Genomic DNA, 26,959 nt, shown 5'->3' on the forward strand with positions numbered 1-26,959 from the left:
CCGTGCCTGGGGCGTTCTGGCGTCCCGGGGCAGGCTTTATAGTCCTTGGGCTTTAGCCTGATCCCAGAGCGCGTCCAGCGCCGAAAGTTCAGTGTGCTCAACGCGCTTGCCGCACGCCTGCAATTGCTTCTCGATGTAGCGAAACCGGCGCTCGAACTTGTTGTTGCCCTCGCGCAGTGCGTATTCCGCATCGACGCCCAGATGGCGCGCCAAATTGACTACGCAAAACAGTAGATCGCCCATTTCCTCGGCGACAGCAGCTTGATCGCCGGCGCGCAGCGCCGCGCGAACCTCGTCCAGTTCCTCGGCAATCTTGTCGACCACCGGGGCTGCTTCAGGCCAGTCGAAGCCGGCACTGGCCGCGCGCTTCTGCAGCTTTTGAGCACGACTGAGCGAGGGTAATGCCTGGGGTACATCGTCCAGCAGCGAGAGCTGCTCTGGAGCACCGGCCTTTTCCGCCCGTTCTTCGGCCTTGATCTGCTCCCAGCGCTGCTTGATCTGCTCCGGAGCCAGACTCAGGGCGCCCGGAGGGGTGCGCAGATTGCCATCGGGGAACACATGGGGATGCCGCCGCACCAGCTTGCGGGTGATGCCATCGACTATATCGCCCCAGGTAAACCGCCCCTCCTCTTGCCCCAACTGCGCGTAATACACCACCTGAAACAACAGATCCCCCAACTCGCCACTCAACTGCGAGAAGTCGCCTTGCTCAATGGCATCCGCCACTTCGTAGGCCTCCTCGAGCGTGTGCGGCACTATGCTGGCGAAGTTCTGCTGCAGATCCCAGGGGCAGCCATGTTGCGGATGCCGCAGACGCGCCATGAGATACAGCAGATCATCGAGCTGATAGGTCACGCTCGGTTCTCCTGACGAATCTCCTGCCGGTTGCGCCGCGCCTCTATCACGTTGGGCAACTGACTGATGCGCCCGAGCAAGCGTCCCAACAGGTTGAGGTTGGGGATCTCTATGGTCAGCAACATGGCAGCGTAGTTGTCGTCCTTGTTGGTGCGGGTGCTGACTTCCAGCACGTTGATCTTCTCGTTGGCCAGCATCAGCGATACGTCGCGCAGCAGACCCGAGCGGTCATAGGCCTTGATATAAATCTCAACCGGATAGGTCTGCACCGGCGCGCCGCCCCAGCTGACTTCGATCAGGCGTTCCGAGTCACGGTCCTGCAGCTGCATGGCATTGGCACAATCAGCGCGGTGTACGGTCACGCCACGACCCAGGGTGATGTAACCGATGATGGGATCCCCCGGGACCGGCTGACAGCAACCCGCCAGCTGCGTCATCAGGTTGCCGACGCCCTGAATGTAAACATCGCCGCGCCGCCCTACTCTGCTCGGTTTCTTCGGAATCAGCTCCAACTGCTCACTGTGCCGGTCCGGCTCCACCAGCTGATGCGCCACACCGACCACGTGAGCCAGCCGCATATCGCCCGACCCCACGGCGGCGAACAGATCTTCCTGGCCTTTTATGCCAAGGCGATCAATCAGCTGCGCGTAATCGGCGCCATTGAGTGCCAGCCGGGTCAGTTCGCGTTCCAGCATCAGCTTGCCGGCCTGCACGTTCTGCTCGCGCGCCTGCTGCTTGAACCAGTGCTGCACCTTGGCCCGGGCGCGCGAGGTATTCACGTAGCCCAGGTTGGAATTGAGCCAATCGCGGCTGGGGCTGCTGTGCTTGCCGGTGATGATCTCCACCTGCTCGCCGGTCTGCAGTATGTAGTTGAGCGGCACTATGCGCCCGTTGACCTTGGCACCGCGGCAACTGTGGCCGATTTCGGTGTGAACCCGATAGGCAAAATCCAGTGGTGTGGCGCCCTTGGGCACATCCAGAACATGGCCATCGGGGGTGAACAGGTAGATACGGTCTGGCTCGAAATCGACGCGCAACTGGTCAGCCAGGCCGCCGATATCACCCATCTCCTCGTGCCACTCCAGCACCTGCCGCAGCCAGGCGATCTTGTCTTCATAGGCATTGGAGGAGCTGTCGGTATCGGTGCCCTTGTAGCGCCAGTGCGCACAGACCCCCAGCTCGGCCTCTTCGTGCATGGCCTGGGTGCGTATCTGTACTTCCAGCACCTTGCCGTTGGGGCCCACCACCGCCGTGTGCAGCGAGCGGTAGCCGTTTTCCTTGGGGTTGGCGATGTAATCGTCAAACTCATTGGGAATGTGCCGCCACAGGCTGTGCACTATGCCCAGGGCGGTATAGCAGTCACGCACCTGGGGCACCAGGATACGCACCGCGCGCACATCGTAGACCTGGCTGAAATCGATGCCCTTGCGCTGCATCTTTCGCCAGATGGAATAGATGTGTTTGGCCCGGCCAGTGATATCACCAAAAATCGAAGCCTCTTCCAGCGCTGCGCGCAACTGGCTCATTACCGAGGCGATATATTCCTGCCGGTCGAGGCGCCGCTCGTCCAGCAGCGTGGCAATCTGCTTGTACTGATTGGGCTCCAGGTAGCGGAACGAGAGGTCTTCCAGCTCCCACTTGATATGGCCGATACCCAGGCGGTGAGCCAGCGGCGCGTAGATATCGAATACCTCGCGGGCGACCCGATAGCGCTTTTCCTCAGCCGCGTCCTTGACCGCCCGAATAGCACAGGTTCGCTCGGCCAGCTTGATCAGCGCCACGCGCACATCGTCGACCATGGTGACCAGCATCTTGCGCAGGTTCTCGACCTGGGCGTGCGGGCTGAATACGGTATTCTTGCCGGTATTTTGCGACACGCTGATGGCGGCCATGCGCTGCACGCCGTCCACCAGGCGCGCGACCACCTCGCCAAAGCGCTGCTCGACCTCGGCCAGGGTGGTCTTACGTTCACGCACGGCGCGATAGACGACCGCCGCCACCAGAGAATCCTGGTCGAGCTTGAGGTCGGCCAGAATCTCGGCCATCTCCAGGCCGGTGAGGTAGCTGCTGGTGCCATCAGCCCAGATGTTCTCGGCCGCAATGGCGGCCTGCTCCAACTCGCAAGCCCATTCGCAGGCTTCACGCAGCACCTGCGGCGACGTCAGATTGAGCCGTTTGTCAATGCGCTCTATCCAGGCCTCTATATTGATGCTGCCGTCACGATTGGTCGGGTGTTCCGCTCTGACCTGTACCATCTTGTTATCCTCGTCCGGCGCACCAGCGCGCTAATGCTTCCGGAACAATGCCATGGCTTCCACATGCGAGGTTTGCGGGAACATATCCATCACTCCCGCTCTCACCAGGCCGTAGCCTTTGGTCGCCAGAATCCCCGCATCCCGAGCGAGCGTTGCCGGGTTGCAGGAAATGTAAAGTATGCGCTCGATCCCCAGGGCCGCCAGGTCTGCGACCAATTGCTCCGCACCATCGCGCGGCGGATCAAGCAAGGCAGCGGTGTAGCTGGGTGAATCCGCTGGCAATTCAAGGGGCTTCGACAAGTCGGCCGAGAAAAAGTGCAGTGCCTCCAGCCCATTTATGCGCGCATTGTGCTGCGCTCTGAGCACCATGGCTTCGCTGCCTTCGATACCAGTCACCTGCGCGCCCAGGCGCGCCATGGCCAAGGCGAAATTGCCGATCCCGCAGAACAGGTCCAAGACCTGTTCGCCCGGTTGTAGCGCCAGCCAATCGAGCGCCTGATTCACCATCGCCTGATTGATCTCGGCGTTGACCTGAGTGAAATCGCCAGGCGAAAAACTCAAGCGCAGCTGCTGGTCGACCAGGGAGTAGCTCGGCTCGCTGTTATCACCACTCACGCAATGCAGCGAGCTTTCATCACCCGGCTGCAGCCACAAAGCCAGCCCGTGGTGCGCTGCGAACCCAGCCAGCTGCTGCTGATCCGCTGCGTCCAGCGTGCCCAGATGACGCACCACCAGCGCCGGCTGCTCTGTGCCTATCAGCTCTACATGGCCCAGATCGCGGGCACTGGCCAGCGAACGCAGCAGCGCGGGCAGCTCGGCGATCACCGGCTGCAGTACAGGCACCAGCACCGGGCACTCCTGCACCGCGACCAGGTCGTTGCTGGCACGCTGCCGGAAGCCAACTTCAAGGGCCTGACGCCTGCCATCCCAGCGCACCGATACCCGGGTGCGCTGACGATAACCGTAGGCCGGCCCTTGCAGAGCCGATGTCCATTGCGCCGGTTGCACCCCGGCAAAATGCTGCAATTGCTGCGCCAGCGCCTGTTGCTTGATCTCCAGCTGTTGCGCGTGCGGCATATGCTGCAGGCTGCAACCACCGCAGAGCTCGGCGTGCCGACAGCGTGGCGGTTGCCGCTCCGCGCTGGCCTGCAATATCTGCTCCTGACGGGCCTCGATCAGCTTGCTGCGCGCACGCACCACCCGCGCCTGCACCTGCTCGCCCGGCAGAGCGCCTTCCACGAAGACCGTGCGGCCCTGCCAGCGGCCAATACCGCGGCCATCGTGGGTCAGACGCTCCAGGGTCACCTCGATCCGCTGACCTATTGCAGCGGGCGCATCGGCATTGCTGCGCGCCTGCCGACGCGGCTGTCTACCTCGGGGCCTGTTCATGCATCGCCGGCGTAAATGCCGGTCGACAGGTAACGATCGCCGCGATCACAGATAATCGCCACGATGACCGCGTTCTCGACTTCGGCGCTCAGCCGCAGCGCTGCTGCCACCGCACCGCCGGATGAGACGCCACAGAAAATGCCTTCTTCGCGCGCCAGCCGGCGCATGGTCACTTCGGCTTCGGTCTGGCCCATGTCGATCACGCGGTCCACTCGGGCTTCGTCGAAGATGGCCGGGAGATACGCCTGCGGCCAGCGCCGGATACCCGGAATGGACGCGCCCTCGATGGGTTGCAGGCCAACGATCTGAATGGCCGGATTCTGCTCCTTGAGATAGCGCGAGGTGCCCATAATGGTCCCCGTGGTGCCCATGGAGCTGACAAAATGGGTAACGCCGCCGGCGGTGTCACGCCAGATCTCGGGCCCGGTGCCATGGTAGTGGGCCTGGGGATTGTCCTGATTGCCAAATTGGTCCAGCACCTTGCCTCGGCCTTCGGCCTGCATCTGCAAGGCCAGATCGCGCGCACCCTCCATGCCCTGCTTCTGACTTACCTCTATCAGTTGGGCACCGTAGGCGGTCATGGCTGACTTGCGCTCGGCGCTCATGTTGTCCGGCATGATCAGCACCATGCGATAGCCTTTCATGGCCGCGACCATGGCCAGCGCAATGCCGGTGTTGCCGGAGGTCGCCTCGATCAGGGTATCGCCGGGCTGGATGTCGCCCCGCCGCTCGGCACGCTCGATCATCGACAACGCCGGACGGTCCTTTACCGAGCCAGCCGGGTTGTTGCCTTCAAGCTTGACCAGAATGGTGTTGCTGGTGTCGCCCGGCAATCGCTGCAGGCGAACCATAGGCGTGTTGCCGATGCAATCGGCAATGGTTGGATATTCAATCGTCATTGTTCACCCTGGGAGCCGGGGCGCAGAGCAAAACATTCGCCAAGGCTGCGCTTTCTGTTCAGGCGGCCTATGATACCGGCAACGGCGTGGCGGATATACACAATGAACGAGATCGGCATCAAGACCCGTATCCTGCTGATGACACTGGTACCCTGTGGCCTGCTGGCTCTGGCGCTGGGTGCTTATTTCAGCTGGCAGCAATTGCAGGATCTGGAGCAGCAGTTGCTGGAACGCGGACAGATGACCGCAGAACACCTGCAAGGACCCGCCAGCGAAGCGTTACTGGCCGGCGAACCGACGCGCCTGCGCGGCTCGCTGAGCCGGGCGTTGAACTACCAGGACGTCCGTGCTGTTGCGCTGTACGATGCCCAGCATCAGCGCCTGGAGCACAGCGGTCCGCAGATGCACCCGACCGAACGCACGCTACCGGAAACCAGCCTGGCCGCGGGCACCGGCCTGCAAATTCAGGCCAGCAAACTGAGTACCCGCTTTACCCTCCCCTTGCTCGCCAGCCCGGCGCTGCTGGAAAAAACCCAGCGTACCGATATCGAGCCCGATGCTCTGCTCGGTTGGCTTGAAGTGGAATTGAGCCATGGCAATACCCTGCTACGCAGCTATCAGAGCCTGCTCACTACGCTGGTGCTGATTCTCATTGGCCTGGTAGTCACCGGTCTGCTGGTCAGCACCATGGGCCGCCGCATTATCGGCCCCATTGCCGAGATCAACCAGGCGATCGCGCGCATCAGCAAGGGCCAACTGGACGTTCGCCTGACGGCGGAACAGGGCAGCCGCGAGCTGGACGACCTGGCCAGCGGCATCAATACCATGGCGCAGGCGCTGCAAAGCGCGCAGGGTGAACTGCAACAGAATGTCGATCAGGCGACTGAAGACCTGCAACAGACACTGGAAACCATCGAAGTACAGAACATTGAGCTGGACATGGCGCGCAAGACCGCGCAGGAAGCCAACCGCATCAAGTCCGAGTTCCTCGCCAACATGAGTCACGAGTTGCGTACGCCGCTTAACGGCATTCTCGGGTTCAGCAATCTGCTGCAACGTACCGAGATGACGCCGCGTCAGGAAGAGTACCTGGGCACCATTACCAAATCAGCCGACAACCTGCTGGCGATCATCAACGAGATACTCGACTTTTCCAAGATTGAAGCCGGCAAGCTGGTGCTGGAAAACATGCCCTTCAATCTGCGCGATCTGATCCAGGATACCCTGACCATGCTGGCGCCCGCCGCTCATCACAAGGGCGTGGAACTGGTCAGTCTGATCTACCGCGATACTCCAATGGGTCTCTCCGGCGACCCCCTGCGGTTGAAACAGATCCTCTCGAATCTGGTCAGCAACGCGATCAAGTTCACCCACGAAGGGTCGGTCTGTCTGCGCACCATGCTCGAGGAGGAAGACGACGACCAGGTCACGCTGCGTCTGAGCGTGACCGATACGGGTGTAGGCCTGACCAGCGCCCAGCAGAAGACCCTGTTCAAGGCCTTCAGCCAGGTCGACAATTCGCTGTCCCGGCAGCCAGGCGGTACCGGCCTTGGGCTAGTAATCACCAAGCGGCTGGTCGAGCAGATGCATGGCGATATCGGCCTCAACAGCGTTCCCAACGAGGGCTCGGAGTTCTGGCTGACTATTCGCCTGAGCAAGTCGAGCCAGGCCGCCGATGACCTGCCGCTGCAACCCCTGAAGGGCCATCACGTGGCCATCTGCGAGCCGCACCCTCTGAGTCAGCAGGCGCTGATTCACTGCCTGCAGGACCTGGGACTGGAAATCAGCATTTTCCCCAGCCTGCATGCGCTCAACGGCGCGCTGGACAGCGTTGAAGGCAAGGGCATCAACCTTGTCGTGATCGGCAGCCCGCCCGCCGGCACCCCGCTCTCGCCCATTCTCGCCTGCATGCGCGGCTGGGCCGATAGTGGACGTTGCAAGAGTATTCTGATGGCCAGCACCAGCGACCAGTCCCAGCAGATGGACCAGTTGCCTACTGCCCATTGTGCGGTACTTTCCAAGCCGCTATGCACACGCAAGCTGTTCCGCGCCGCCACACAGCTATTGCAGCCGCGCAGCGAGGTGCTTGGTGAACCCAGTCTGCCAGGTACCGAACGGCGGCAGAACCCTGACTCGGTCGGCGTGCTCTGTGTGGATGACAACGAAGCCAACCTCAGGCTGGTAGAGACATTCCTGCGTGAAATGGGCGCGCGCGTGCTCAGTGTCGGCAGTGGTGAACAGGCGCTGGAGATTCTCAAGGAGCAACGCTTTGATCTGGTTTTCATGGATGTACAGATGCCTGGCATGGATGGCCGGCAGACCACCGAGGAAATTCGCCTGGGCGAAGAGCTCAGCGGGCAGGTGCCCACACCCATCATCGCGCTAACCGCTCACGCTCTGGCCGAAGAACGCCAACGCCTGATCCGGTGCGGTATGAACGACTACCTCAGCAAACCCATCAGTCCGGAACAGTTGCGTGAATGCGTGCAGAAATGGACCGGCCGCCAGCTCGGCGTCGGCCAGCCGCAACCACCGGCAGCGCAGGCGCGTGTCAGTGCGGCACCAGCAGTACTGGATCGCGCCGAAAGCCTGCGGCTGGCTGCCGGCAAAGCAGATCTGGCTGGTGACATGCTGGATATGCTGCTGGCGAGTCTGCCTGGCGAGCGCGCGCGCATTACCAGCGCCACGGAACAGGATGATCGCCGGGAATTACTTGAAGCAGTGCACAAGCTGCACGGGGCAACCCGCTATTGCGGCGTGCCCGAGCTGCGCCAATGCTGCCTGCGTGCCGAAACCCGGCTCAAAGAAGGCCAGGATGCCAAGGTCGAGATCGCGCTCATGCTGCAGGCAATGGACCGCCTGCTGGAGACGGCCTCAGTCGAGTGACCAGACCACAAAGGCGAGCGCCTGCTCGCGCTCGTCGCTGAGCGATAGCAACATGCGCCCGCCCCCGCCCTGCTGCAGCCGCGCCGCCGCCACGCCGCTCAAGTGCACCGAGGGAGCGCCAGCGGCGTCATTATCAATCTGCATGTGCTGCCAGGACAGACCGCCAGCCAGTCCCGTGCCAAGCGCCTTGAGGATGGCTTCCTTGGCCGCGAAGCGCTTGGCCAGATAGCGTGCCGGCTGTTTGTGCACGGTGAAGCGCCGAAACTCGGCGTCCGTGAGGATACGCCGGGCAAAGCGCTCACCCTGCCGCCCCAACACCGCTTCGATGCGCGAGACCAGCACCAGATCTGTGCCAATGCCGCGGATCATGACGTTGCTACGGCGCCGAGAATCAGCCTGCGCATGTCCTTGACCGCTTGCGACAGACCAGAGAACAGCGCCCGGGCGATAATCGCATGCCCTATATTGAGCTCGTTGATACCGGGGATCGCGGCGATGGCTTCCACATTGTGATAGTGCAGGCCATGCCCGGCGTTAACCACCAGCCCGAGCTTGCGCGCGTAGGTGACTGCGCTCTGTATGCGCTGCAAGGCCTCGGCCTGCTCCGCGCCCTCGGTATCGGCGTAATGGCCGGTGTGCAGCTCGATCACCGGCGCGCCTACGCGCTTGGCGGCTTCAATCTGCCGGGCATCAGGATCGATGAACAGCGACACCTCCGAGCCGGCGGCGCCAAGCCGCTCGACCGCCGCCTGCACGCGCGCCTCGTTGCCGCAGACATCCAGGCCACCTTCGGTAGTCAGCTCCTCGCGCCGCTCCGGTACCAGGCACACATGGGCCGGACGCAAACGCTCAGCGTAGGTGATCATTTCATCAGTCACCGCCATCTCGAAATTCATCCGCGTCTGCAAGACCGCCGCCAGCAGCTCCACATCGCGCTCCTGAATATGCCGGCGGTCTTCGCGCAAATGCACGGTAATGCCATCAGCGCCGGCCTGCTCCGCCTCAATCGCGGCCTGAACCGGGTCAGGGTAGCGGGTACCACGTGCCTGGCGCAGCGTGGCGATATGATCGATGTTTACCCCGAGCAACACACGACTGCTGTGACTCATGCTGGTTTCTCCTGTAGCACGCGGCGGCACAGGCCACCGCGCTCTGAATTAAGGTTTGCTTTCGCGACCAGCGGAAAACAGCTGGCGACTGACCAGTGGCCGGTCCCCCAGATGCTCCGCCAGGGCCTTGCGCATCAAGCGCTTGGCGGTATGCAGCGCGGCGGGATGTTGCCAGTCGCCGTTGGCCATTGCCAGCAGTCCGGCGCCCGGCAATAGCCCGGGCTGCTCGATGTATACAGGCTGCAGGCCCTGTTGCGCATCCCAGTGATAAAGCGCAGATGGTGAGACCGGCTGGTCTGCAGCATCGCGCTGCAAACTGAAACCGTAGCCCAGAAGGTCAAGCAATTGCCACTCGAATTCGCGCAGCACCGGCTCAACCGCCACCTCGGCAGACAACTGCTCCAGCGCGCGTTGATAGGCGGCAAACAGCAAGGTCTGCGGATCACCAAAGGATAACAGCCGCACCAGCAATTCATTGAGATAGAGACCGCTGAACAGGGCCTCTCCCTGCAGCCGCACATGGCTGCCGGCCACCTCTGCCTGCTGCAGGGTCTTGAGTTCACCGCGACCGTAAAGGCACAACAGCAAGGGCGTGAACGCCTGCGGACGAACACCTTTGCCGCGTCTTGCGCCGCGCCAGACCACCCGTTGCATGCCCTCGCGCAGGGTCAGCAAATCGACGAGCGCACTGCTGTCACGGTAGGGGCGGCTATGCAGCACGTAAGCAGGCTGCAGGTCCAGAGACATGGCGAGGCGCCGCTTCAGTCGTCGAAGCGGTAGCCCAGCGAGCTCAGCGCTCGCTCGTCATCCGACCAGCCGCGGCGCACCTTGACCCACAGATGCAGCATGACCTTGCTACCGAACAGTTTCTGCATGTCCAGTCGCGCTTCCTGGCCAATCTTCTTCAGGCGCTCGCCGCTGTCACCGATGATGATCTTCTTCTGGCCGTCACGCTCGACCAGTATCAGAGCATGAATATGCAGAATCTTGCCTTCCTGCTTGAACTGCTCGATTTCGACCGCCACCTGATAGGGGATTTCGGCACCCAGTTGGCGCATCACTTTCTCGCGCACCAGTTCGGCGGCAAGAAAACGCGAGCTGCGGTCAGTCAGTTGATCTTCGGGGTAGAAGTGCTCGCTTTCCGGCAGGCGCTCGGCGATCAGCTCTTCCAGCACCTCGATGTTGCGTCCGTGCAGCGCCGATACCGGCACTACTTCGGCATTGGGCAGCTGTGTAGCAAGCCATTCCAGGTGGGGCAGAATATCGCTCTTGTCGTCCATGCGATCGACCTTGTTGACCACCAGCAGTATCGGGCAGGTCACGTACTGCACGCGCTCGAAAACCATCTGATCTTCGTCGGTCCAACGGGTGCGATCCACCACAAAGAGCACCACATCCACATCACGCAGCGCCTGACTGGCGCTCTTGTTCATGAAACGGTTGAGCGCCTTCTCGTTTTCCTTGTGCAGGCCAGGGGTATCGACGTAGATCGCTTGTACGGCATCCTCGGTCTTGATGCCCAGCATGGTATGGCGCGTGGTCTGCGGCTTGCGCGAGGTGATTGCCAGTTTCTGGCCGAGAATATGGTTCAGCAAGGTCGACTTGCCGACGTTGGGACGCCCTACAATGGCAACATAGCCACAGCGGCTAACGGCTTCAGTCATCTGCTTTCTCCACGCCCAGTGCGATCAGTGCCAGCTGAGCAGCCTGCTGCTCGGCCAGCCTGCGGCTGTTGCCTTCACCGAAGGTCGGTGCCGGCAGCAGGTCCACCTGACAATCCACTTTAAAGGTTCTGCAGTGGGCTTCACCACTGCTCTCGATCACCTCATAACGAGGCAGATCGCTCTGCCGCGACTGCAGAAATTCCTGCAGCCGCGTCTTGGGATCCTTGTTGTTGTCTACCAGCGTGAGGGTGGCGATATGCCCGACCAGCCAGTGCAACACACGTTCACGCGCCGGCTCCATGCCGCCATCCAGGTAGATAGCACCAATAATGGCTTCAGTGGCGTCAGCCAGGATGGATTCGCGGCGGAAACCACCGCTTTTGAGTTCGCCCGATCCCAGGCGCAGATACTCGCCCAGCTCGAAGCCCTTGGCCAACTCAGCCAGGGTGACACCCTTGACCAAGCGCGCACGAAGGCGTGAAAGCTGCCCCTCGCGCGCTTGCGGAAAATGTTGGAAGAGCATCTCGGCGGCAACGAAATTGAGAATCGAATCGCCGAGAAATTCCAGTCGTTCGTTGTTTCGGCCACCGAGGCTGCGGTGGGTCAAGGCCAGGACCAACAGGTCCTGATCCTTGAATTGATAGCCTATCTTGCGTTCAAGTCGGTCTAGCTTGTTGCTCACTTTAAGGGTCTGACAATATGGGTTTCATCAAAGTGCACCAGCAGGTCCACCGTGTTGAGCAGGGGTGCTCGTTGCTCGTACTTGATCACCACCGTATAGGCATCGTTGCCGCTGGCAGTAACCTTGATCGCTTCCTTGGCATTGATATCGCGGATACTGTTGATCTGCATGCCCTTGTCGATATGGCTGTTGAGGTCGCGTATCGAGCGGATTTTCAGGCTTGGATCTTCATTGATCGACGTGACCATGTTGCGCAGCGCAAAATGATCCATGTAGATGGGAACCAGCTTCATCGCTATGACCATGGCAAACACCAGCAGCGCAATAACTGCCAACCAGCCAAAAAACGATGCCCCTTTCTGAGAGTGGCGCATAATAACCTCGTACGTCCGTTGTTGATGTTATGTTGACAACTGCCACCCGCCCCTCAGTGAATCAGGGCCGCGCTGGAAAAACTCGGCAGGTTGCTAAGCTTGGGTTCCGGCCAGTGCATCCATACTGCAAAAGCCTTGCCTACAATATAGTTGTCCGGGACCATTCCCCACAACTCCCTGGGCATATCGTCGGCGTGCCAGTAACGACTATCGTTAGAGTTGTCGCGATTATCGCCCATCATGAAATAGTGGCCGGCGGGAACCACCCACTCTTTTTCCGGGGGTGTCTGCGACAATCTTTTCTGGCGAATCAGATGACTGACTTCGCCCAGTTGCTCACGATATATAGCGGCATTCGCCAGCGCCTGCAACGGATGCCCGGCTGGCACTTCATCGTCGGGGATGATCTCGACCAGTTCATGCTCCACCTTCTTGCCATTCACGAACAACTGCTTGCCGGCATAACGCACATGGTCACCGGGCAGGCCAATCACCCGCTTGATGTAGTTGATGGTCGGATCGTTGGGGTAACGAAACACCATGACGTCGCCGCGCTGCGGGTCACCAATCGGAATAACCTTGGTGTCGGCTACCGGCAGACGGATGCCGTATGCAAATTTGTTGACCAGAATGAAGTCGCCCACTTCCAGCGTCGGTTTCATTGAACCGGACGGAATCTGAAAGGGTTCAACCAGGAAGGACCGCAGCACCAGAACCACAGCCAGCACCGGGAAGAATGACTTGCCGTACTCGACGAGCAAGGGCTCCTTGCGCAGCTTCTCCACTGTTTGCGGATCAGCCACATCAACCCGGGACTCATAGGCCGCGACCGCTCGACGGCGGCGCGGGGCGAGCAACAGCAGGTCGAGCAATGCGAGAAAACCACTGATGGCCACAGCCAGCACTAGAATCAGCGGGAAATTGATATGCATCATTGTGTGCGCTTCACGTTCCTAGTTGTCTACCTTGAGCACCGCGAGGAAGGCATCCTGCGGAATTTCTACACTACCTACCTGCTTCATCCGCTTCTTGCCGGCCTTCTGCTTTTCGAGCAGCTTCTTCTTGCGGCTGGCATCGCCACCGTAACACTTGGCCAATACGTTCTTGCGCAGCGCTTTTACCGTCGAACGAGCGACAATCTGCCCGCCCATGGCTGCCTGAATGGCCACATCAAACATCTGCCGGGGAATCAGCTCGCGCATTTTCTCGACCAGTTGGCGCCCTTTGAAAGCAGCGTTGTCACGGTGCACGATCAGCGCCAGCGCATCCACTTTCTCGTTATTGATCAGTACATCCAGACGCACCAGCTTGGCCGGCTGGAAGCGATCAAAACTGTAGTCCAGCGAAGCGTAACCGCGGCTCACCGACTTCAGGCGGTCAAAGAAGTCCAGCACCACCTCATTCATCGGCAGATCATAGATAACCTGAACCTGGGTACCGAGAAATATCATGTCGTGCTGCACGCCGCGCTTGTCGATGCACAGGGTAATCACGCTGCCCAGATGATCCTGCGGCACCAGAATGTTGGCGCGCACTATGGGTTCGCGCATCTCTTCGATGACCGATGGGTCCGGTAGATGCGAGGGGTTGTCGACATAGATGATTTCACCGTCTTTCTTGACCACCTCGAATACCACGGTCGGCGCAGTGGTGATCAGGTCCAGGTCATATTCGCGTTCCAGACGCTCCTGAATGATCTCCATGTGCAGCATGCCAAGGAAGCCGATGCGGAAACCGAAGCCCAGGGCCTCAGAGCTTTCCGGCTCGAACTGCAGTGCGGCATCGTTCAGGGTCAGCTTCTGCAGCGCTTCGCGGAAGTCCTCGAAGTCGTCGGAGCTGACCGGGAACAGACCGGCGTATACCTGCGGTTTGACCTTCTGGAAGCCGGGCAGCATCGCGACATCCGGGGTGGCCGCCAGCGTCAGGGTGTCGCCCACCGGTGCACCATGAATGTCCTTGATCCCGGCGATGATGAAGCCCACTTCGCCGGCCTTGAGATCTGGGGTTTCCGAATGCTTGGGGTTGAACACGCCCACACTGTCAACCTGATGCAGCTTGCCAGTCGACTTCACCAGCACCTTGTCACCCTTCTTGATTCGACCGTGCTTGACCCGCACCAGCGAGACCACACCAAGGTAATTGTCGAACCAGGAATCGATGATCAGCGCCTGCAAGGGCGCTTCAATATTGCCCACCGGCGCCGGGATGGTCTTGATCAGGCTTTCCAGCACGTCTTCCACACCGATACCGCTCTTGGCGCTACAGGCTACGGCGTCGGTAGCGTCGATACCAATCACGCTTTCGATCTCGGCCTTGACGCGTTCAGGCTCCGCCTGCGGCAAATCGATCTTGTTGAGCACCGGCATGACTTCCAGGCCCTGTTCGATGGCCGTGTAGCAGTTGGCGACCGATTGCGCTTCCACACCCTGGGCAGCGTCTACGACCAGCAAGGCGCCTTCGCAGGCAGCCAGCGAGCGGCTGACTTCGTAATGAAAGTCAACATGACCAGGGGTGTCGATAAAGTTGAGCTGGTAGGTCTTGCCGTCTTTGGCGGTGTAGTACAGCGTGACGCTGTGCGCTTTGATGGTAATGCCGCGCTCACGCTCCAGATCCATCGAATCGAGCACCTGGGCTTCCATTTCGCGTTCGCTCAGGCCACCGCAGATCTGGATGAAGCGATCAGCCAGAGTCGATTTGCCGTGGTCGATATGGGCGATGATGGAGAAATTACGTATTAGGCTCAGGTCACTCACAGCGCGGATCATCCAGACGTAGTTGTCGGGCAAGGTTGCCAGACATGGCGATGAACGGGAAGAAATCCCCCGAAAACAGCCGGCGAGTGTACCTGATTACCGAGGGCGGTGCTATCGCAGCGCTAGCCGCTGGGCAGGCCTGAGGGCACCACCCAGCGGATATTCGCGCGAGCCGAAAAAGGCTCGAATGGGGCTATTCCGCCAGGCGGAAAGTGATGTAGCTGGCGCGACCCTGCCGGATCACACGCATGGATACAGAGCGATTGCTCGGCAGTGCCTTGGTGATGCTGTTGAAATTATCCACAGAATCGACCGCTTGGTTGTCCAGGTTGGTAATAATGTCACCTGGACGCAGGCCAACCATGGCACCCGGCCCCTTGGCGACTTCCCGAACGACCACACCACTGTGGATATCCAGATTCTGCTTCTGCTCTGCGCTCAGCTCGACTACGCTGACGCCCAGGCGGTTATCAGCCGAAGGCGGCGCTGCCGACTCGACATCACCACCCAGGGAAGCAAGGTTGTCATCCTCGGGTAGGCTGCCAATCTCCATGGTCAATGTCTTGCGCGACTTGTCACGCATTACCACCATGCTGGCTTTGCTGCCAGGACGCACCCGGCCAACCGCGTGCGGCAGATCTGAAGAACGGCTGATTTCCTGACCGTTGAACTCCATGATCACATCACCCACTTTCAAACCACCCTTGTCGGCTGGACCGCCGGGCATGATCTGCGCTACCAGGGCACCTGCGGGCTTGGGCAGTTCAAAGGATTCCGCCAAGTCCTTGTTGACCTCCTGAATGACTACGCCCAACCAACCGCGCTGAACGCTGCCCGTGGCCTTGATCTGCTCGACCACATCCATGGCCACATCCATGGGGATTGCGAACGACAACCCCATGAAGCCACCGGAACGGGTAAAGATCTGCGAGTTGATGCCGACCACCTCGCCATCCAGATTGAACAGCGGTCCACCCGAGTTACCCGGGTTGATGGCCACATCGGTCTGGATAAAAGGCACATAGTTTTCATTCGGCAGGCTGCGACCCTTGGCACTGACGATCCCCTGGGTCACCGAATAGTCGAAACCGAAAGGCGAACCAATTGCCAAAACCCACTCTCCCGGCTTGAGGTCTGCCGACTTGCCAATCTTCACCACCGGCAGATCAGCACCGGCCTCGACTTTCAGCAGAGCAAGATCGGAGCGCGGATCGGCACCTACCAGCTTGGCTTCCATCTCACGACGGTCAGACAGGCGGACGTAAATTTCATCGGCGTCGGCGATGACGTGATTATTGGTCAGCACATAGCCGTCTTTGGAGATGATGAACCCTGATCCCAGAGATTGCGGCGCCTGGTGCTCACGGGGTGAGGGGGTTTGCGGAAAACTGCGCTCGAAGAACTCGCGAAACAGCGGAGGCATCCCCTCCATGTCCGGCATACCCTGTACCGCAGCGGCGGGTGTCGCGGAAGGATTCTGCTTGGTACTGATATTGACAATAGCCGGTGACGCCTCTTCTACCAGCTCGGTAAAGTCTGGCAGGTCTGCAGCAAGAACCAGCGATTGCCACCCCAAAAGAGCGGCACCTGCGGCTGCCGCTACCCAACGTCGCACTGACAACATATGCGTATGTTCTCCTATGGATGAAACGAGAGAAACCGAATGTAGATCCTTCCTAGCGTGCCTTCGCTGGCACTCCCTCCAATAGCCTGACACCACCAATTCCCGCGCGCGCAAGTACGCGCGGCTGCAGGTGCGGATCTGCCTGCATCCTGCCGGCGCGCCAGCGCACCAGCAGGAAACCGGTCAGTAGGCCAATGGCCGCGAACAGAATAATCGCCGGCTCCGGCCACCCAAACGCTTGCGCCCCGAGCGCAGCAACAAACAGCCCAAGCAAGGGCACCAGGTACACCCAAAGGGCGCTATGTACCAGAGCGTCCTCTGGCACGCCTATGATGACTTCATCCCCTACCTGCCAGTCATTCTCTGCGAGCGCACGGATGAATCCCTGCGTCGCGCCGGCACCAAGCTTTTGTAGCAAAGACTGCCCACATCCGGCCTTGGCCTGACAGCTACCGCAAGTACTGGCTCGCACTGTGCTAACCCAGACCGCACCGGGTTCCACGCTGAGCACCCGTCCGCGCTCTTCAATCACTGGCAGGCTCGGCCGGCTGGGCGAAGGAAGACGCTATACGCTCGGCGGCGGCAGGGGGTATTTCACCCACTACCGTAGCCAAAAACACACCATTGGACGCTTTCAACTTGCGGCTGACTGCCACCGTAGGACCGAGCTGGGCACGCAAATCATCGGCCAGCCCCTCCTCACCCAAGGACTCTACGAATACCGTGAAACGGGACATGCCATCGGTGTAAACGCGACTGGAAACAGGGCTTTCATCCACTGCAAAGGAGCGGATATCTTGAGGCCCGGCGACAAAGCCAGGCGGCAGCCAACCCGGCTCCCAGGCTTCACTGTCTGCACCTTCGCTCTTGAGGGTCGCGTCAAGCTGGAGGCAGCCCGGACCGGGCTCGAGGCTTGCATCAGAAATATCGGAGTAAGAGAGATTGGTAAACTGAAACCGCTCCAGCAAAGTGCTGCGCTCATTAATCAGCAAGGATTTCAGCAATAAGCCCGTCTCGTTGTCGAGATAAAGCTCGTAGGCGTAACGATAATTGTCCCGCGGCTTGACCGCGACCACGGTTGCAGCCCGATCAGCAACCCGCGTTCCGCCTAAGACTTCGAGGGAATACCACTGTTCCAGCATCGCAGGATCTTGGGCGGCCTCAGTGCTGGTATCCCACAGGGGGCCGGCAGAGTAGGAAGTTGCGCATTGGACGTGGCCATCTCGTCGCACCCACTCGAGGGGCTCGCCATCGGCCTGCAGAAGGCGCTCGGTCACGCTTTCGTCGGTGGCGCGATGCCAGACCTGATGGGTAGAAAAACTACCGGAGCGCTCGTAAACGAAGGCTCCGGTGTAACTTACCTGACTGGTAGCATCCGACATTCGGTGCAACCAGGTTTGCGCGTCATTCGCCAGCGCCGCCGGCGAAACCAGCAAGGCTGCCAGACAGCAGCAGCCCCAACCGCGTTTCAATGTAACCACTTATCGCCCTTCTATGCTGGCCGCACGTGCGTAAGGAACCAGCTGCGGCGCAGAAAACTGAGCGCTGTTTTCTGCGTGTTCGCGCAGATAACGTCCAATTCGCTGCTCATGCCAGGCCGAAGGTGCCTGAGCGGGCGCGATTGGCTCAGCACCGACTCCCTGAGACTGGGAATAGCCAGCCAGCACTGCCCCGGAATGGGTGCCTGGGGCAGCCGCAAGGCTGGGAGCAACAATAGTGGTCTCTGCCGCCAGCGTTGGCTGCGTCGGAGCATCGCCCTGATTGACCATGCGCACCCCTACCAGTACCGCAACAGTAACCGAGGCGGCGACTGCCACGCGGCTCATGTTGCGCCACAGGCCAGAGCGCACCGGCGCAGTCGCTGCAGATTGCATCTGCAACTCCGGCTCGTCGCGCAGAGCAGCAGCAATACCGGCAGACAGGTCTACCGAACCCTGCCAATGCTCTTTGTGCAATACCGAGCGCGCCATTTGATAGCGCTCCCATGTACCACGCAGAGCGGAATCCTGTTCGGTGGCCTGGAGAACACGGCGCACTTCCAGATCATCAGCCTCGTTATCCATGAGGGCGGAAAGAGACTCCTGCAAGATTTCGCTTCTCATTGCTGTACCTCTGCTATGGCCCCAAGGGCTCGCTGCGTTGCGCTGCTGAACACCCGTTACGCTTCCAGCAAGGGCTTCAGTGCTTTATCTATTGCCTCTCGTGCCCTGAAGATGCGAGACCTCACGGTACCCACAGGGCAATCCATTACATTGGCAATATCTTCGTAACTCAGACCTTCAAACTCACGCAAGGTCAAAGCCGTCCTTAAATCATCCGGTAACTGTTGGAGCGTGCGATTGACAACTTGTTCAATCTCATCGCGCAACATATCTCGTTCGGGTGAGTGTATGTCCTTGAGGATGCTATCACCCTCGTAGAACTCGGCCTCATCCGCCGCTATATCCGAGTCTGGCGGGCGCCTATTACGCGCCACCAGATAATTCTTGGCTGTATTGATCGCAATACGGTACAGCCAGGTGTAAAAAGCACTATCGCCGCGAAAATTGGCCAGCGCCCGATACGCCTTAATGAAGGCTTCTTGAGCAACGTCCTGCGCTTCATGGCTGTCATGCACAAAACGCGTGACCAAGGCCAGAATCTTGTGCTGATACTTCAGCACCAGCAGGTCAAATGCTCTCTTATCACCCTTCTGAACACGTTCGACCAACTGCTGGTCGGTTTGTTCAGTCATGTCTCGACTCCTGCTTTGCTACAGGCCATCCAGACAGCGTTGTTATGGTAGACCCAAGATGTAACCAAAAGTTCTCCCCTCACTCAGGTACAGAAATAGGAGCCAGCGTCTTGCAAAAAGTTCCGCACCCAAATGCAAATTGCCACTATTGGGCCGACACCATACCGGCATGCCGCGATAACGCCAATGGCAGTATTGTGTGACAGACGGCTTCTATATACTAGGTCGCCGTGATCGGCAATCCGCGCCACCCTACCGGCAAGACGAGAGATTATGACGCAGCAACACGAATATGACGTACTGGTGATTGGCAGCGGCGCCGCTGGTTTGACGCTGGCTCTGCATCTGGCTGCGCACTTGCGGGTCGCCGTGCTGAGCAAGGGCAAACTGTCCGAAGGCTCTACGTTCTGGGCGCAGGGGGGCGTAGCGGCAGTACTCGACGATAGCGATACCGTGGATGCGCACGTGCAAGACACGCTGATTGCGGGCGGCGGCCTGTGTCATGAGGACGCCGTAAGACAGATTGTCGGCGACAGCCGGGCCGCCATAGGCTGGCTGGTGGAACAGGGGGTGCCCTTCACTCGCGAGCGACGCGAGGATGGCAGCGAGACCGACGATTTTCACCTGACCCGCGAAGGCGGGCACAGCCACAGACGCATCATCCACGCCGCCGATGCCACGGGCGCGGCGATTTTCAACACCCTGCTCAAGCGCGCCGAAGAACATCAGAACATAGTGTTACTGGACAACCGCGTGGCGGTTGACCTGATCACCACCCAGAAGCTGGGCCGTCCCGGCAAGCGTTGCCTGGGGGCTTACATCCTCAACCGCTCCAGCGGTCATGTGGAAACTGTCGCCGCCCGCTTCACCGTGCTGGCCACTGGCGGCGCCAGCAAGGTGTACCTTTATACCAGCAATCCCGACAGCGCCTCCGGCGACGGCATTGCCATGGCCTGGCGTGCCGGCTGCAGGGTGGCCAATCTCGAATTCAATCAGTTCCATCCGACCTGCCTGTACCACCCCAAGGCCAAGAGCTTCCTGGTCACTGAAGCCCTGCGCGGCGAAGGCGCCCTGCTCCGACTCCCCAACGGGGATCGGTTCATGCCGCGCTTTGACGAGCGCGCCGAGCTTGCTCCGCGAGACATAGTCGCGCGCGCCATCGACCATGAGATGAAGCGCCTGGGTCTGGACTGCGTGTATCTCGACATCACGCACAAACCGGCCGAGTTCATTCGCTCGCATTTTCCCACCGTGCACGAACGTTGCCTGGCGTTCGGCATCGACATCACCCGCGAACCCATCCCGGTGGTACCGGCGGCGCACTACACCTGCGGCGGAGTAATGGTGGAGGCAAACGGGCGCACCGACGTGAGCCAGCTGTATGCCATTGGCGAAACCAGCTTCACCGGCTTGCACGGCGCCAATCGCATGGCCAGCAACTCCTTGCTGGAGTGCATTGTCTATGGCCGCTCCGCGAGCCAGGACATCATGGCGCAGCTTGACCAGGTGAGCATGCCGCATGACCTGCCTGGGTGGGATGAAAGCCAGGTCACGGACTCGGACGAAGATGTAATCATCTCGCACAACTGGGATGAGCTGCGGCGCTTCATGTGGGACTACGTCGGAATCGTGCGTACGTCCAAGCGCCTGCAACGCGCCAAACACCGTGTGGACATGTTGCGTGGGGAAATTCATGAGTTCTACAGCAACTACAGGGTCAGCCGCGACCTGTTGGAGCTGCGCAACCTGGCGCTAGTGGCCGATCTGATCATTCGTTCGGCCATGCTGCGTCAGGAAAGCCGCGGCCTGCATTACACTCTGGACTACCCCGCCCAACTGGACGAGGCACTGGACACTATTCTGCAGCCGCCCAGCGCTGCCGACTGAAGCGCAACCGCAAGCGCAGGCGGCGCAGGCTTTCCTCCGAGGCGGCATCGGTAGCCAGCACCACGGAAACGGCACGCCAACGCCCCTGCTCACGCAGACGTACCACGGTCAGCATGGCGCTGACATAGGTATCAGCCAGCAACTTTGCCGCCGCTTCGGAGCCGTCACGGCGCAGAATGTGCCAACCTTCACTGTCAAACCGCAGCCCGGTCACCGAATGCGGATGCTGCAGGCTTATCTGCCGCGGCCAGACCCAGCAACCGTAACTGCAGACCAGCAACACGCAAAGCAGGCTCGGTAGCAGACTGAGCGCGCTTTTATACACGGCCAGGCACGCCAAAAGACTGCTGGCCAGCAGAAGCAAGGCCAGCCAGCGTGATGGCTGACGGCGCATGACGAGATAATCAGTCTGGCTGTACACGGTTCAATATCATCCTCACGATACGCTTCAGATCCGGGTCATCGGGTTCACCGCGCTGCATGAACCAGCCGAACATGTCCTGATCCTCGCATTCCAGCAATACGCGGTAGCGCTCCTTGTCGGCCTCATCCAGCGTTGGGTACACCTCCTGCAAAAAAGGTATCAGCAGCAGGTCCAGTTCCAACATGCCGCGGCGGCTATGCCAGTACAAACGCTTTACTTCTATATCGGCCGACATCGGCAACTCCACACTGAGGATTGAACTGCGAGACAATAGCACCATTATAACGGCAGGGGAGCCTGACAAATACCCGGCATAGCCCCTATGATGTATCACTCACGCCCAAGGGAACAATCATCGGCATGACTGCACTTTCCACTATAGCCGCCGAGTTAGCCACGCGCTTTGAGACCTCCACTGCAGCCGACAAAGGCACCCACCTGAGCTGGTTGCAGCATGAAGGTGTCATCGCGGTCGAGGGGCCCGACGCTGAACGTTTTCTGCAAGGCCAACTGACCTGCGACGTCGCCCGCCTGGAAGCCAATTCCAGCACCCTGGGCGCGCGCTGCAATCCCAAGGGACGCATGCAGTCCAGCTTTCGCTTGCAGCGCAGCGAGAACGGCTTTCTGCTCAGCATGGCGCGCGAACTCATAGCGCCGCAGTTGGCCGACCTTGGCAAGTACGCGGCCTTTTTCAAGGCCACCCTCAGCGATGAGTCTGATCACTGGTTGCGGCTTGGGCTTTGGGGTGAGGCCGTCGAGCAGGCGCTGGCTGCTGCTCGCCTGCAGATGCCCGCCGAGCCCGGCCAGACGCACTGCGAGCCCGGGATCCGCGTGGTTCGCCTGGCCGACGGCGCCTGTGAAATTTGGCTGGACAGTGATAACGCCCTGCAACGCACCGACCAACTGCTGCAGCATGCCGGTGCAGACACCTTGAACCATTGGCTGCTGCGGCAGATTCGTGCCGGCGTGGGCCAGGTGACCGGGCCCACGCTGGAACTCTTTATTCCGCAGATGCTTAATCTGCAACAGCTCGGCGGCGTCAGTTTCAAGAAGGGCTGCTACACCGGTCAGGAAATCGTTGCGCGGATGCAGTACCTGGGCAAGCTCAAACGCCGCATGTATCGTCTGCTACTGGCGGGCGACGCGGCGCCTGAGCCGGCAACGCCCATAGTTGATCGCGACAGTGGCAAAGTGGTGGGCGAGGTGGTAATTGCCGCTACGGGGCACAAACAGGTGGAAATGCTGGCCGTGCTGCAGAAGGATGCGGCACAATTGGCGACATTGAGTGCAGGAAATAGCCAGGGGCCACTAGTGACACTTGCCGACCTGCCTTACGAATCGGAGCTGACAGTCAGCGAAACGACTGCGCAGTAGCAAAACAGCAAGGGACTACCCAATGACAGATCTGGCACAACGCGTACAAGAGGAATTGATCCAGGCAATCGAAAAGGATCAGTTAGTGCTACCCACCCTGCCCGAAGTGGCCTTGCGCGTACGCGAAGCCGCAGAAGACCCGGACGTCAGCATTCCCCATCTGGTGAAGGAGATCAGCAACGACGCCGCGCTCAGTGCTCGGCTGATCAAGGTAGTGAACAGCCCTTTGCTGCGCAGTCGTCAGGAGATTACCGACCTGTCGATGGCGGTCAATCGAATGGGCATTACCTACACCGCCAACCTGGCCACCGGTCTGGCCATGTCGCAGATGTTTCAGGCCACCTCCGACGTCATCGACCGCAAGATGCGCGAGGTCTGGAATCGCAGCACCGAAGTCGCCGGTATCAGCCATGTGCTCTGCCGTCACTACACGCGCCTCAAGCCGGACCAGGCCACGCTGGGCGGCCTGGTGCACCAGATCGGCGTGTTGCCGATTCTCAGCTATGCCGAAGAGAACAATCAGTTGCTTCGCGACTCTATCAGCCTGAACCTGGTCATCGAGAAGATCCATCCGATTCTGGGTGACCGCATCCTGCAGGCCTGGGACTTTCCCGCGCCACTGCGTCACGTGCCTACCGAGCATCTGGACTTCAATCGCAACTCCAGCACAGTCGACTACTCCGATATTGTCCAGGTTGCGATGTTGCAGTCATTGGCTGGCAGCGCCCATCCCTACGCGCAGATGGATTGGAGCAATATTACCTCCTTCGCCAAACTGGGACTCAACCCAGCCGAAGAGCAGGAAGACGAGGACCTGTCGGCCGAGATGGAAGCGGCCATGCAGTGGCTGGCCTGACCACAGCCCTGCGGCTTACTTGCCCGTCCATTGGGGCGGGCGCTTGCTGAGAAAGGCGTCCACCCCCTCACGGGTATCCTCCAGCTCGAACAAATCCACAAAACGCTCTCGCTCGCGCGACAAGAGACTGTTCATCGGTTGTTGTCTCGCACCCTGAATCAATTCCTTGCTGTAACGCACGGCTGTCGGGCTCTGCCGCGACACCTGCGCCGCCAACCGCAGCGCTGCCCCCAGCGCCTGACCCTGTTCGACACATTCTTCAACCAGACCTATGCGCTCGGCACGCACGCCGTCTATGCGCTCGCCACAGAGAATCATCCGCTTGGCCCAGCCTTCGCCCACCAGCCAGGCCAGCGCCTGGGTGCCCCCTGCGCAGGGCAACAACCCTACCCCGGCTTCTGGCAGACCCATTACCGCCTGGCGCTCGGCAATGCGGACATCGCAGGCGAGCGCGCATTCCAGACCGCCGCCCATGGCGTAGCCATTGATGGCCGCAATGGAAACACCGGAAAAGTCCCGCAGCGCTTCGAATGCCTCGCCAAACAGGCGCGACAGTTCCCGGGCACGGGCCCGGTCGCCATCGGCGAAAAGCTTGAGATCGGCACCCGCAGAAAAGAAGCGCTCACCTCGACCCGTGATGACCAAGGCGTATATGTCGCTGTCACGGGTCAGGTGTGCCACCAGCTCAGGCAGGCCGTGCAGGGTATCGGTGTCCCAGGTGTTGGCGGGGGGATTGTCGATGGTCACCAACGCCGTATGGCCAACCTTCTGTACCACCAGTTTGTCGGTACGCGGGACCAGCGCGGTGTAGGGTTGCAGTGCGTGTTCCATAATACCTCCAGAACGAATCAGGCAGGATATTCGACAGCAGGCAAGCGCCAGTCCACAGGCGCCATACCATGTTCTACAAGATAGTCGTTGGCAGCGGAAAAGTGTCCATTACCGATAAAACCGCGGTGCGCCGATAGCGGTGATGGATGAACCGATTTGAGAATGCAGTGACGCTCGGCGTCGATCTGCTGGCCCTTGCGCTGTGCGTAGCTGCCCCACAGCATGAACACGCAGTGCTGCTGATGACGATTGACCGCCTCGATCACCTTGGAGGTAAACACCTCCCAGCCGCGGTTGGCGTGTGCACCCGCATTGGCCTGCTCTACCGTGAGCACGGAATTAAGCAGGAGCACGCCCTGCTCCGCCCAGGACTGCAAGCAACCATGGGCCGGGATCGGCAAGCCCAGGTCGCGCTCCAGCTCTTTCAGCATGTTCTTCAGCGACGGCGGCTGGCGTACGCCCGGCGGCACGGAAAAGCTCAGGCCATGGGCCTGGCCCGGACCGTGATAGGGGTCCTGGCCAAGGATAACCACCTTGACCTTGTCCAGCGGCGTCGAATTCAAGGCACTGAAAATCAACGGGCCAGGGGGGTAGATCTGTTTGCCTGCGGCCTTTTCTGCCTGCAGAAAAGCGCGCAGTGACTGCATATAAGGCTGTTCAAACTCACCCTCCAGCGCCGCCAGCCAACCCGGCTCCAGATCAATGCGTCGCTCGGCCATAGTTACTGCGCCGCCGGTACTGTCTGCTCGATGCAGCGCACTACCCGGTCACGGCTGTCCTTGAGGACACCGGCCAGACCATTCATGTGGCTGGCGTGCAGCACCAGAATGCCGTCTACACACTCGGCCTCATGCTTCGCCGGGTTGCTGCGCAGCTGGCCGGCATCTTCCGAGCCCACGGTTACCAGACGGTAATCTTCAAGCTCCAGACCCTCTTCCGGCTTGGCAAAATTCAGATAGCCATATAAATGCAGCACTACCACGGTGAAAAAGACACTGCCAATGGCAGTAAGGATCAGCGGCAACTTGTTTACTTCGCGGGTCTCCGACATCTACAGCTCCAGTTACAGAATATTGGCGTAGTCGGCTTCGACCCGCTCCAGACTCAGGTTGTTCAGGAACCCCGAGAAACACATCCAGGCACTCAGGGCGTTCAAGTCGGCAAAGGGCGCAGGCAGGTAACGCGGCGGCACCACCAGGCCCTCTTCCACCAGTTGGTTCAGGGTACGCATGTCCTCCAGTGTGGTCTTGCCACAGAACAGCAACGGGATCTGCTGCAGCTTGCCCTTGCGCACGGCCAACTGGATGTAGTTATAGGTGAGGATAAAGCCCTTGAGGTACACCAGATCCTTGGTAAATGGCAGGCCACTGCTGCTGGAGCCACGGAATACCCGGCTGGCATTGTTGTAGCCATCCTCGCGCGAATAGCCCTCATCGCGATAGAACTGGAACACATCCATGAAGTCGCCGCCAGTCTCGGCAATCTGAATGGCGCGGGTGCGATCAGTCAGCTTGCGCAGACGCGCAGGATAGGACGCAAAGGTCAGCACCTCCATGAGAATCGCCAGACCTTCCTGAGTCACAGTGGACGACGGCGGCCCCTTGGCCAGGAAGGTACAGATCGGCTGATGCTGGCCGTTGAGACTGGTCGCCACATGCACCATACCCTCGTGCACCGCGAGAATATTCAGGTCACGCTGATTGAACTTGGCGTCACTGCGGATCTTGATGTAATCAGCACCGGCGGCCGCATCGGCGACGATGCCGTCGGACTCGAACACGCGCACTGCCTGGTCGTCGGGGAAGGCGTCATTCATGCGTGCCTGCAGAATCTCCACCGCCTCGGGCGCAGCGATGGTCTTGGGCTCGCGGGCGATTTCGGTACGCGCGATATTGCTCAGGGATTCGCTCAGGGCAATGCCCAGATCGGTCAGCGTTGGGTCCCCGGCGTGAAAGGCATCGGAGGCAGCGCCGTACAGCTCCTGCGAAATCAGACCAAAATCGGGGTTGCCGCGTGCTTCCAGCATGCGAATGACCATGCGGTATTCACGGCACATGCGCCGCATGATCTGCCCCACCGGGTTGAAGGTGCCCAACTGGCGGGTGATATCACGCTCGATATCCTGAAACACCTGCCGCAACTCGCCGGGGTTGTAACCCAAGGGGCGCTGCGCGTAATAATCGGCGTTAACGTCCGGCAGCGCCTTGCAGCGCTTCTGGAAGAAGGTATCGCGAACGCTGTCATCCCACTTGATGGCATCCAGCACCCGAATCGGCGCCTGCGCCTCGACAATCCGATCCGACAGACTGCGAATAACCAGTTGGTACTGTTCGTTCTGTTTCACGGTGGCTCCCTTCGGTCGC

The 26,959-nt window shown here is 60.2% G+C and carries 27 protein-coding genes; 4 read left to right on the forward strand and 23 right to left on the reverse strand.

Annotated elements, in window-relative coordinates; all coding sequences use genetic code 11:
• Window positions 1–36: 36 nt before the first annotated feature.
• The 4 genes from mazG to cysM are packed head-to-tail and all read right to left on the reverse strand — an operon-like array spanning window position 37 to window position 5,398.
• Window positions 37–855, reverse strand: a complete 819-nt coding sequence (gene mazG / locus V7756_RS07615; protein WP_335609553.1) for a nucleoside triphosphate pyrophosphohydrolase — start codon at window positions 853–855, stop codon at window positions 37–39.
• Window positions 852–3,110, reverse strand: coding sequence for a GTP diphosphokinase (gene relA / locus V7756_RS07620; protein ID WP_335609554.1), 2,259 nt, complete (start codon window positions 3,108–3,110; stop codon window positions 852–854). The genes mazG and relA overlap by 4 nt, the downstream gene beginning before the upstream one ends.
• A 30-nt stretch (window positions 3,111–3,140) precedes the next feature.
• Complete coding sequence (gene rlmD / locus V7756_RS07625; protein ID WP_335609555.1) at window positions 3,141–4,499, reverse strand: 23S rRNA (uracil(1939)-C(5))-methyltransferase RlmD; 1,359 nt, start codon at window positions 4,497–4,499, stop codon at window positions 3,141–3,143.
• Window positions 4,496–5,398, reverse strand: coding sequence for a cysteine synthase CysM (gene cysM, locus V7756_RS07630; protein WP_335609556.1), 903 nt, complete (start codon window positions 5,396–5,398; stop codon window positions 4,496–4,498). The genes rlmD and cysM overlap by 4 nt, the downstream gene beginning before the upstream one ends.
• 102 nt (window positions 5,399–5,500) lie before the next feature.
• On the opposite strand from cysM, the gene V7756_RS07635 reads away from it, so the two are divergent.
• Window positions 5,501–8,284, forward strand: a complete 2,784-nt coding sequence (locus V7756_RS07635; RefSeq protein ID WP_335609557.1) for a response regulator — start codon at window positions 5,501–5,503, stop codon at window positions 8,282–8,284.
• Here V7756_RS07635 and acpS read toward each other — a convergent pair.
• The 13 genes from acpS to rpoE all read right to left on the reverse strand — a co-directional run bounded on the left by acpS (window position 8,273) and on the right by rpoE (window position 19,224).
• The gene (gene acpS / locus V7756_RS07640) at window positions 8,273–8,653 is read right to left on the reverse strand and encodes a holo-ACP synthase (protein WP_335609558.1); all 381 of its coding nucleotides are present in this window, start codon (window positions 8,651–8,653) and stop codon (window positions 8,273–8,275) included. The genes V7756_RS07635 and acpS overlap by 12 nt on opposite strands.
• Window positions 8,650–9,393, reverse strand: coding sequence for a pyridoxine 5'-phosphate synthase (gene pdxJ, locus V7756_RS07645; RefSeq protein ID WP_335609559.1), 744 nt, complete (start codon window positions 9,391–9,393; stop codon window positions 8,650–8,652). The genes acpS and pdxJ overlap by 4 nt, the downstream gene beginning before the upstream one ends.
• 48 nt (window positions 9,394–9,441) lie before the next feature.
• Complete coding sequence (gene recO / locus V7756_RS07650; protein WP_335609560.1) at window positions 9,442–10,140, reverse strand: DNA repair protein RecO; 699 nt, start codon at window positions 10,138–10,140, stop codon at window positions 9,442–9,444.
• Between the two features lie 14 nt (window positions 10,141–10,154).
• Complete coding sequence (gene era / locus V7756_RS07655; RefSeq protein ID WP_335609561.1) at window positions 10,155–11,057, reverse strand: GTPase Era; 903 nt, start codon at window positions 11,055–11,057, stop codon at window positions 10,155–10,157.
• Window positions 11,050–11,739: a ribonuclease III gene (rnc, locus tag V7756_RS07660; protein ID WP_335609562.1), complete on the reverse strand. Its 690-nt coding sequence runs from the start codon at window positions 11,737–11,739 to the stop codon at window positions 11,050–11,052. The genes era and rnc overlap by 8 nt, the downstream gene beginning before the upstream one ends.
• Window positions 11,736–12,113: a DUF4845 domain-containing protein gene (locus V7756_RS07665; protein ID WP_335609563.1), complete on the reverse strand. Its 378-nt coding sequence runs from the start codon at window positions 12,111–12,113 to the stop codon at window positions 11,736–11,738. The genes rnc and V7756_RS07665 overlap by 4 nt, the downstream gene beginning before the upstream one ends.
• A gap of 53 nt (window positions 12,114–12,166) precedes the next feature.
• Window positions 12,167–13,045 carry a signal peptidase I gene (lepB, locus tag V7756_RS07670; protein WP_335609670.1) on the reverse strand — a complete coding sequence of 293 codons (879 nt, stop codon included), beginning with the start codon at window positions 13,043–13,045 and terminating at the stop codon, window positions 12,167–12,169.
• 21 nt (window positions 13,046–13,066) lie between these two features.
• Window positions 13,067–14,866: a translation elongation factor 4 gene (gene lepA, locus V7756_RS07675; protein ID WP_335609564.1), complete on the reverse strand. Its 1,800-nt coding sequence runs from the start codon at window positions 14,864–14,866 to the stop codon at window positions 13,067–13,069.
• Between the two features lie 193 nt (window positions 14,867–15,059).
• Window positions 15,060–16,490, reverse strand: coding sequence for a DegQ family serine endoprotease (locus V7756_RS07680; protein WP_335609565.1), 1,431 nt, complete (start codon window positions 16,488–16,490; stop codon window positions 15,060–15,062).
• 52 nt (window positions 16,491–16,542) lie between these two features.
• Entirely contained in the window at window positions 16,543–17,022 is a 480-nt protein-coding gene (locus V7756_RS07685; protein ID WP_335609566.1) for a SoxR reducing system RseC family protein, read from the reverse strand.
• A complete protein-coding gene (locus V7756_RS07690; RefSeq protein ID WP_442908977.1) occupies window positions 17,015–17,962 on the reverse strand; it encodes a MucB/RseB C-terminal domain-containing protein in 948 nt (315 codons plus the stop codon). The genes V7756_RS07685 and V7756_RS07690 overlap by 8 nt, the downstream gene beginning before the upstream one ends.
• A 9-nt stretch (window positions 17,963–17,971) precedes the next feature.
• Window positions 17,972–18,592, reverse strand: a complete 621-nt coding sequence (locus V7756_RS07695; RefSeq protein ID WP_335609568.1) for a sigma-E factor negative regulatory protein — start codon at window positions 18,590–18,592, stop codon at window positions 17,972–17,974.
• Window positions 18,593–18,648: 56 nt separating this feature from the next.
• Window positions 18,649–19,224: an RNA polymerase sigma factor RpoE gene (gene rpoE, locus V7756_RS07700; protein WP_335609569.1), complete on the reverse strand. Its 576-nt coding sequence runs from the start codon at window positions 19,222–19,224 to the stop codon at window positions 18,649–18,651.
• Window positions 19,225–19,497: 273 nt separating this feature from the next.
• Between rpoE and nadB the strand changes: the two genes are divergently transcribed.
• The gene (gene nadB, locus V7756_RS07705; protein WP_335609570.1) at window positions 19,498–21,111 is read left to right on the forward strand and encodes an L-aspartate oxidase; all 1,614 of its coding nucleotides are present in this window, start codon (window positions 19,498–19,500) and stop codon (window positions 21,109–21,111) included.
• Here the strand turns inward: nadB and V7756_RS07710 are convergent.
• A complete protein-coding gene (locus V7756_RS07710) occupies window positions 21,080–21,532 on the reverse strand; it encodes a hypothetical protein (RefSeq protein WP_335609571.1) in 453 nt (150 codons plus the stop codon). The two genes, nadB and V7756_RS07710, sit on opposite strands and share 32 nt — an antisense overlap.
• Window positions 21,516–21,770 (reverse strand): FAD assembly factor SdhE, encoded by a 255-nt coding sequence (locus tag V7756_RS07715; protein ID WP_335609572.1) that lies wholly within the window; start codon window positions 21,768–21,770, stop codon window positions 21,516–21,518. The genes V7756_RS07710 and V7756_RS07715 overlap by 17 nt, the downstream gene beginning before the upstream one ends.
• Window positions 21,771–21,895: 125 nt before the next feature.
• On the opposite strand from V7756_RS07715, the gene ygfZ reads away from it, so the two are divergent.
• Window positions 21,896–22,909, forward strand: coding sequence for a CAF17-like 4Fe-4S cluster assembly/insertion protein YgfZ (ygfZ, locus tag V7756_RS07720; RefSeq protein WP_335609573.1), 1,014 nt, complete (start codon window positions 21,896–21,898; stop codon window positions 22,907–22,909).
• A gap of 22 nt (window positions 22,910–22,931) precedes the next feature.
• Window positions 22,932–23,765 carry an HDOD domain-containing protein gene (locus V7756_RS07725; RefSeq protein WP_335609574.1) on the forward strand — a complete coding sequence of 278 codons (834 nt, stop codon included), beginning with the start codon at window positions 22,932–22,934 and terminating at the stop codon, window positions 23,763–23,765.
• A gap of 15 nt (window positions 23,766–23,780) precedes the next feature.
• On the opposite strand, the gene V7756_RS07730 is transcribed toward V7756_RS07725, so the two are convergent.
• Genes V7756_RS07730 through V7756_RS07745 form a run of 4 tightly spaced genes read right to left on the reverse strand, consistent with a single transcriptional unit; the run spans window position 23,781 to window position 26,940 of the window.
• The gene (locus tag V7756_RS07730) at window positions 23,781–24,596 is read right to left on the reverse strand and encodes an enoyl-CoA hydratase (protein WP_335609575.1); all 816 of its coding nucleotides are present in this window, start codon (window positions 24,594–24,596) and stop codon (window positions 23,781–23,783) included.
• A 17-nt stretch (window positions 24,597–24,613) separates the two neighbouring features.
• Window positions 24,614–25,315 carry a uracil-DNA glycosylase gene (gene ung / locus V7756_RS07735; RefSeq protein ID WP_335609576.1) on the reverse strand — a complete coding sequence of 234 codons (702 nt, stop codon included), beginning with the start codon at window positions 25,313–25,315 and terminating at the stop codon, window positions 24,614–24,616.
• A 2-nt stretch (window positions 25,316–25,317) separates the two neighbouring features.
• The gene (locus V7756_RS07740) at window positions 25,318–25,647 is read right to left on the reverse strand and encodes a hypothetical protein (protein ID WP_335609577.1); all 330 of its coding nucleotides are present in this window, start codon (window positions 25,645–25,647) and stop codon (window positions 25,318–25,320) included.
• A gap of 12 nt (window positions 25,648–25,659) precedes the next feature.
• Entirely contained in the window at window positions 25,660–26,940 is a 1,281-nt protein-coding gene (locus V7756_RS07745) for a flavohemoglobin expression-modulating QEGLA motif protein (protein ID WP_335609579.1), read from the reverse strand.
• Window positions 26,941–26,959: the final 19 nt, after the last annotated feature.

This window comes from Halopseudomonas sp. (assembly GCF_036961105.1).
Lineage (GTDB): Bacteria > Pseudomonadota > Gammaproteobacteria > Pseudomonadales > Pseudomonadaceae > Halopseudomonas.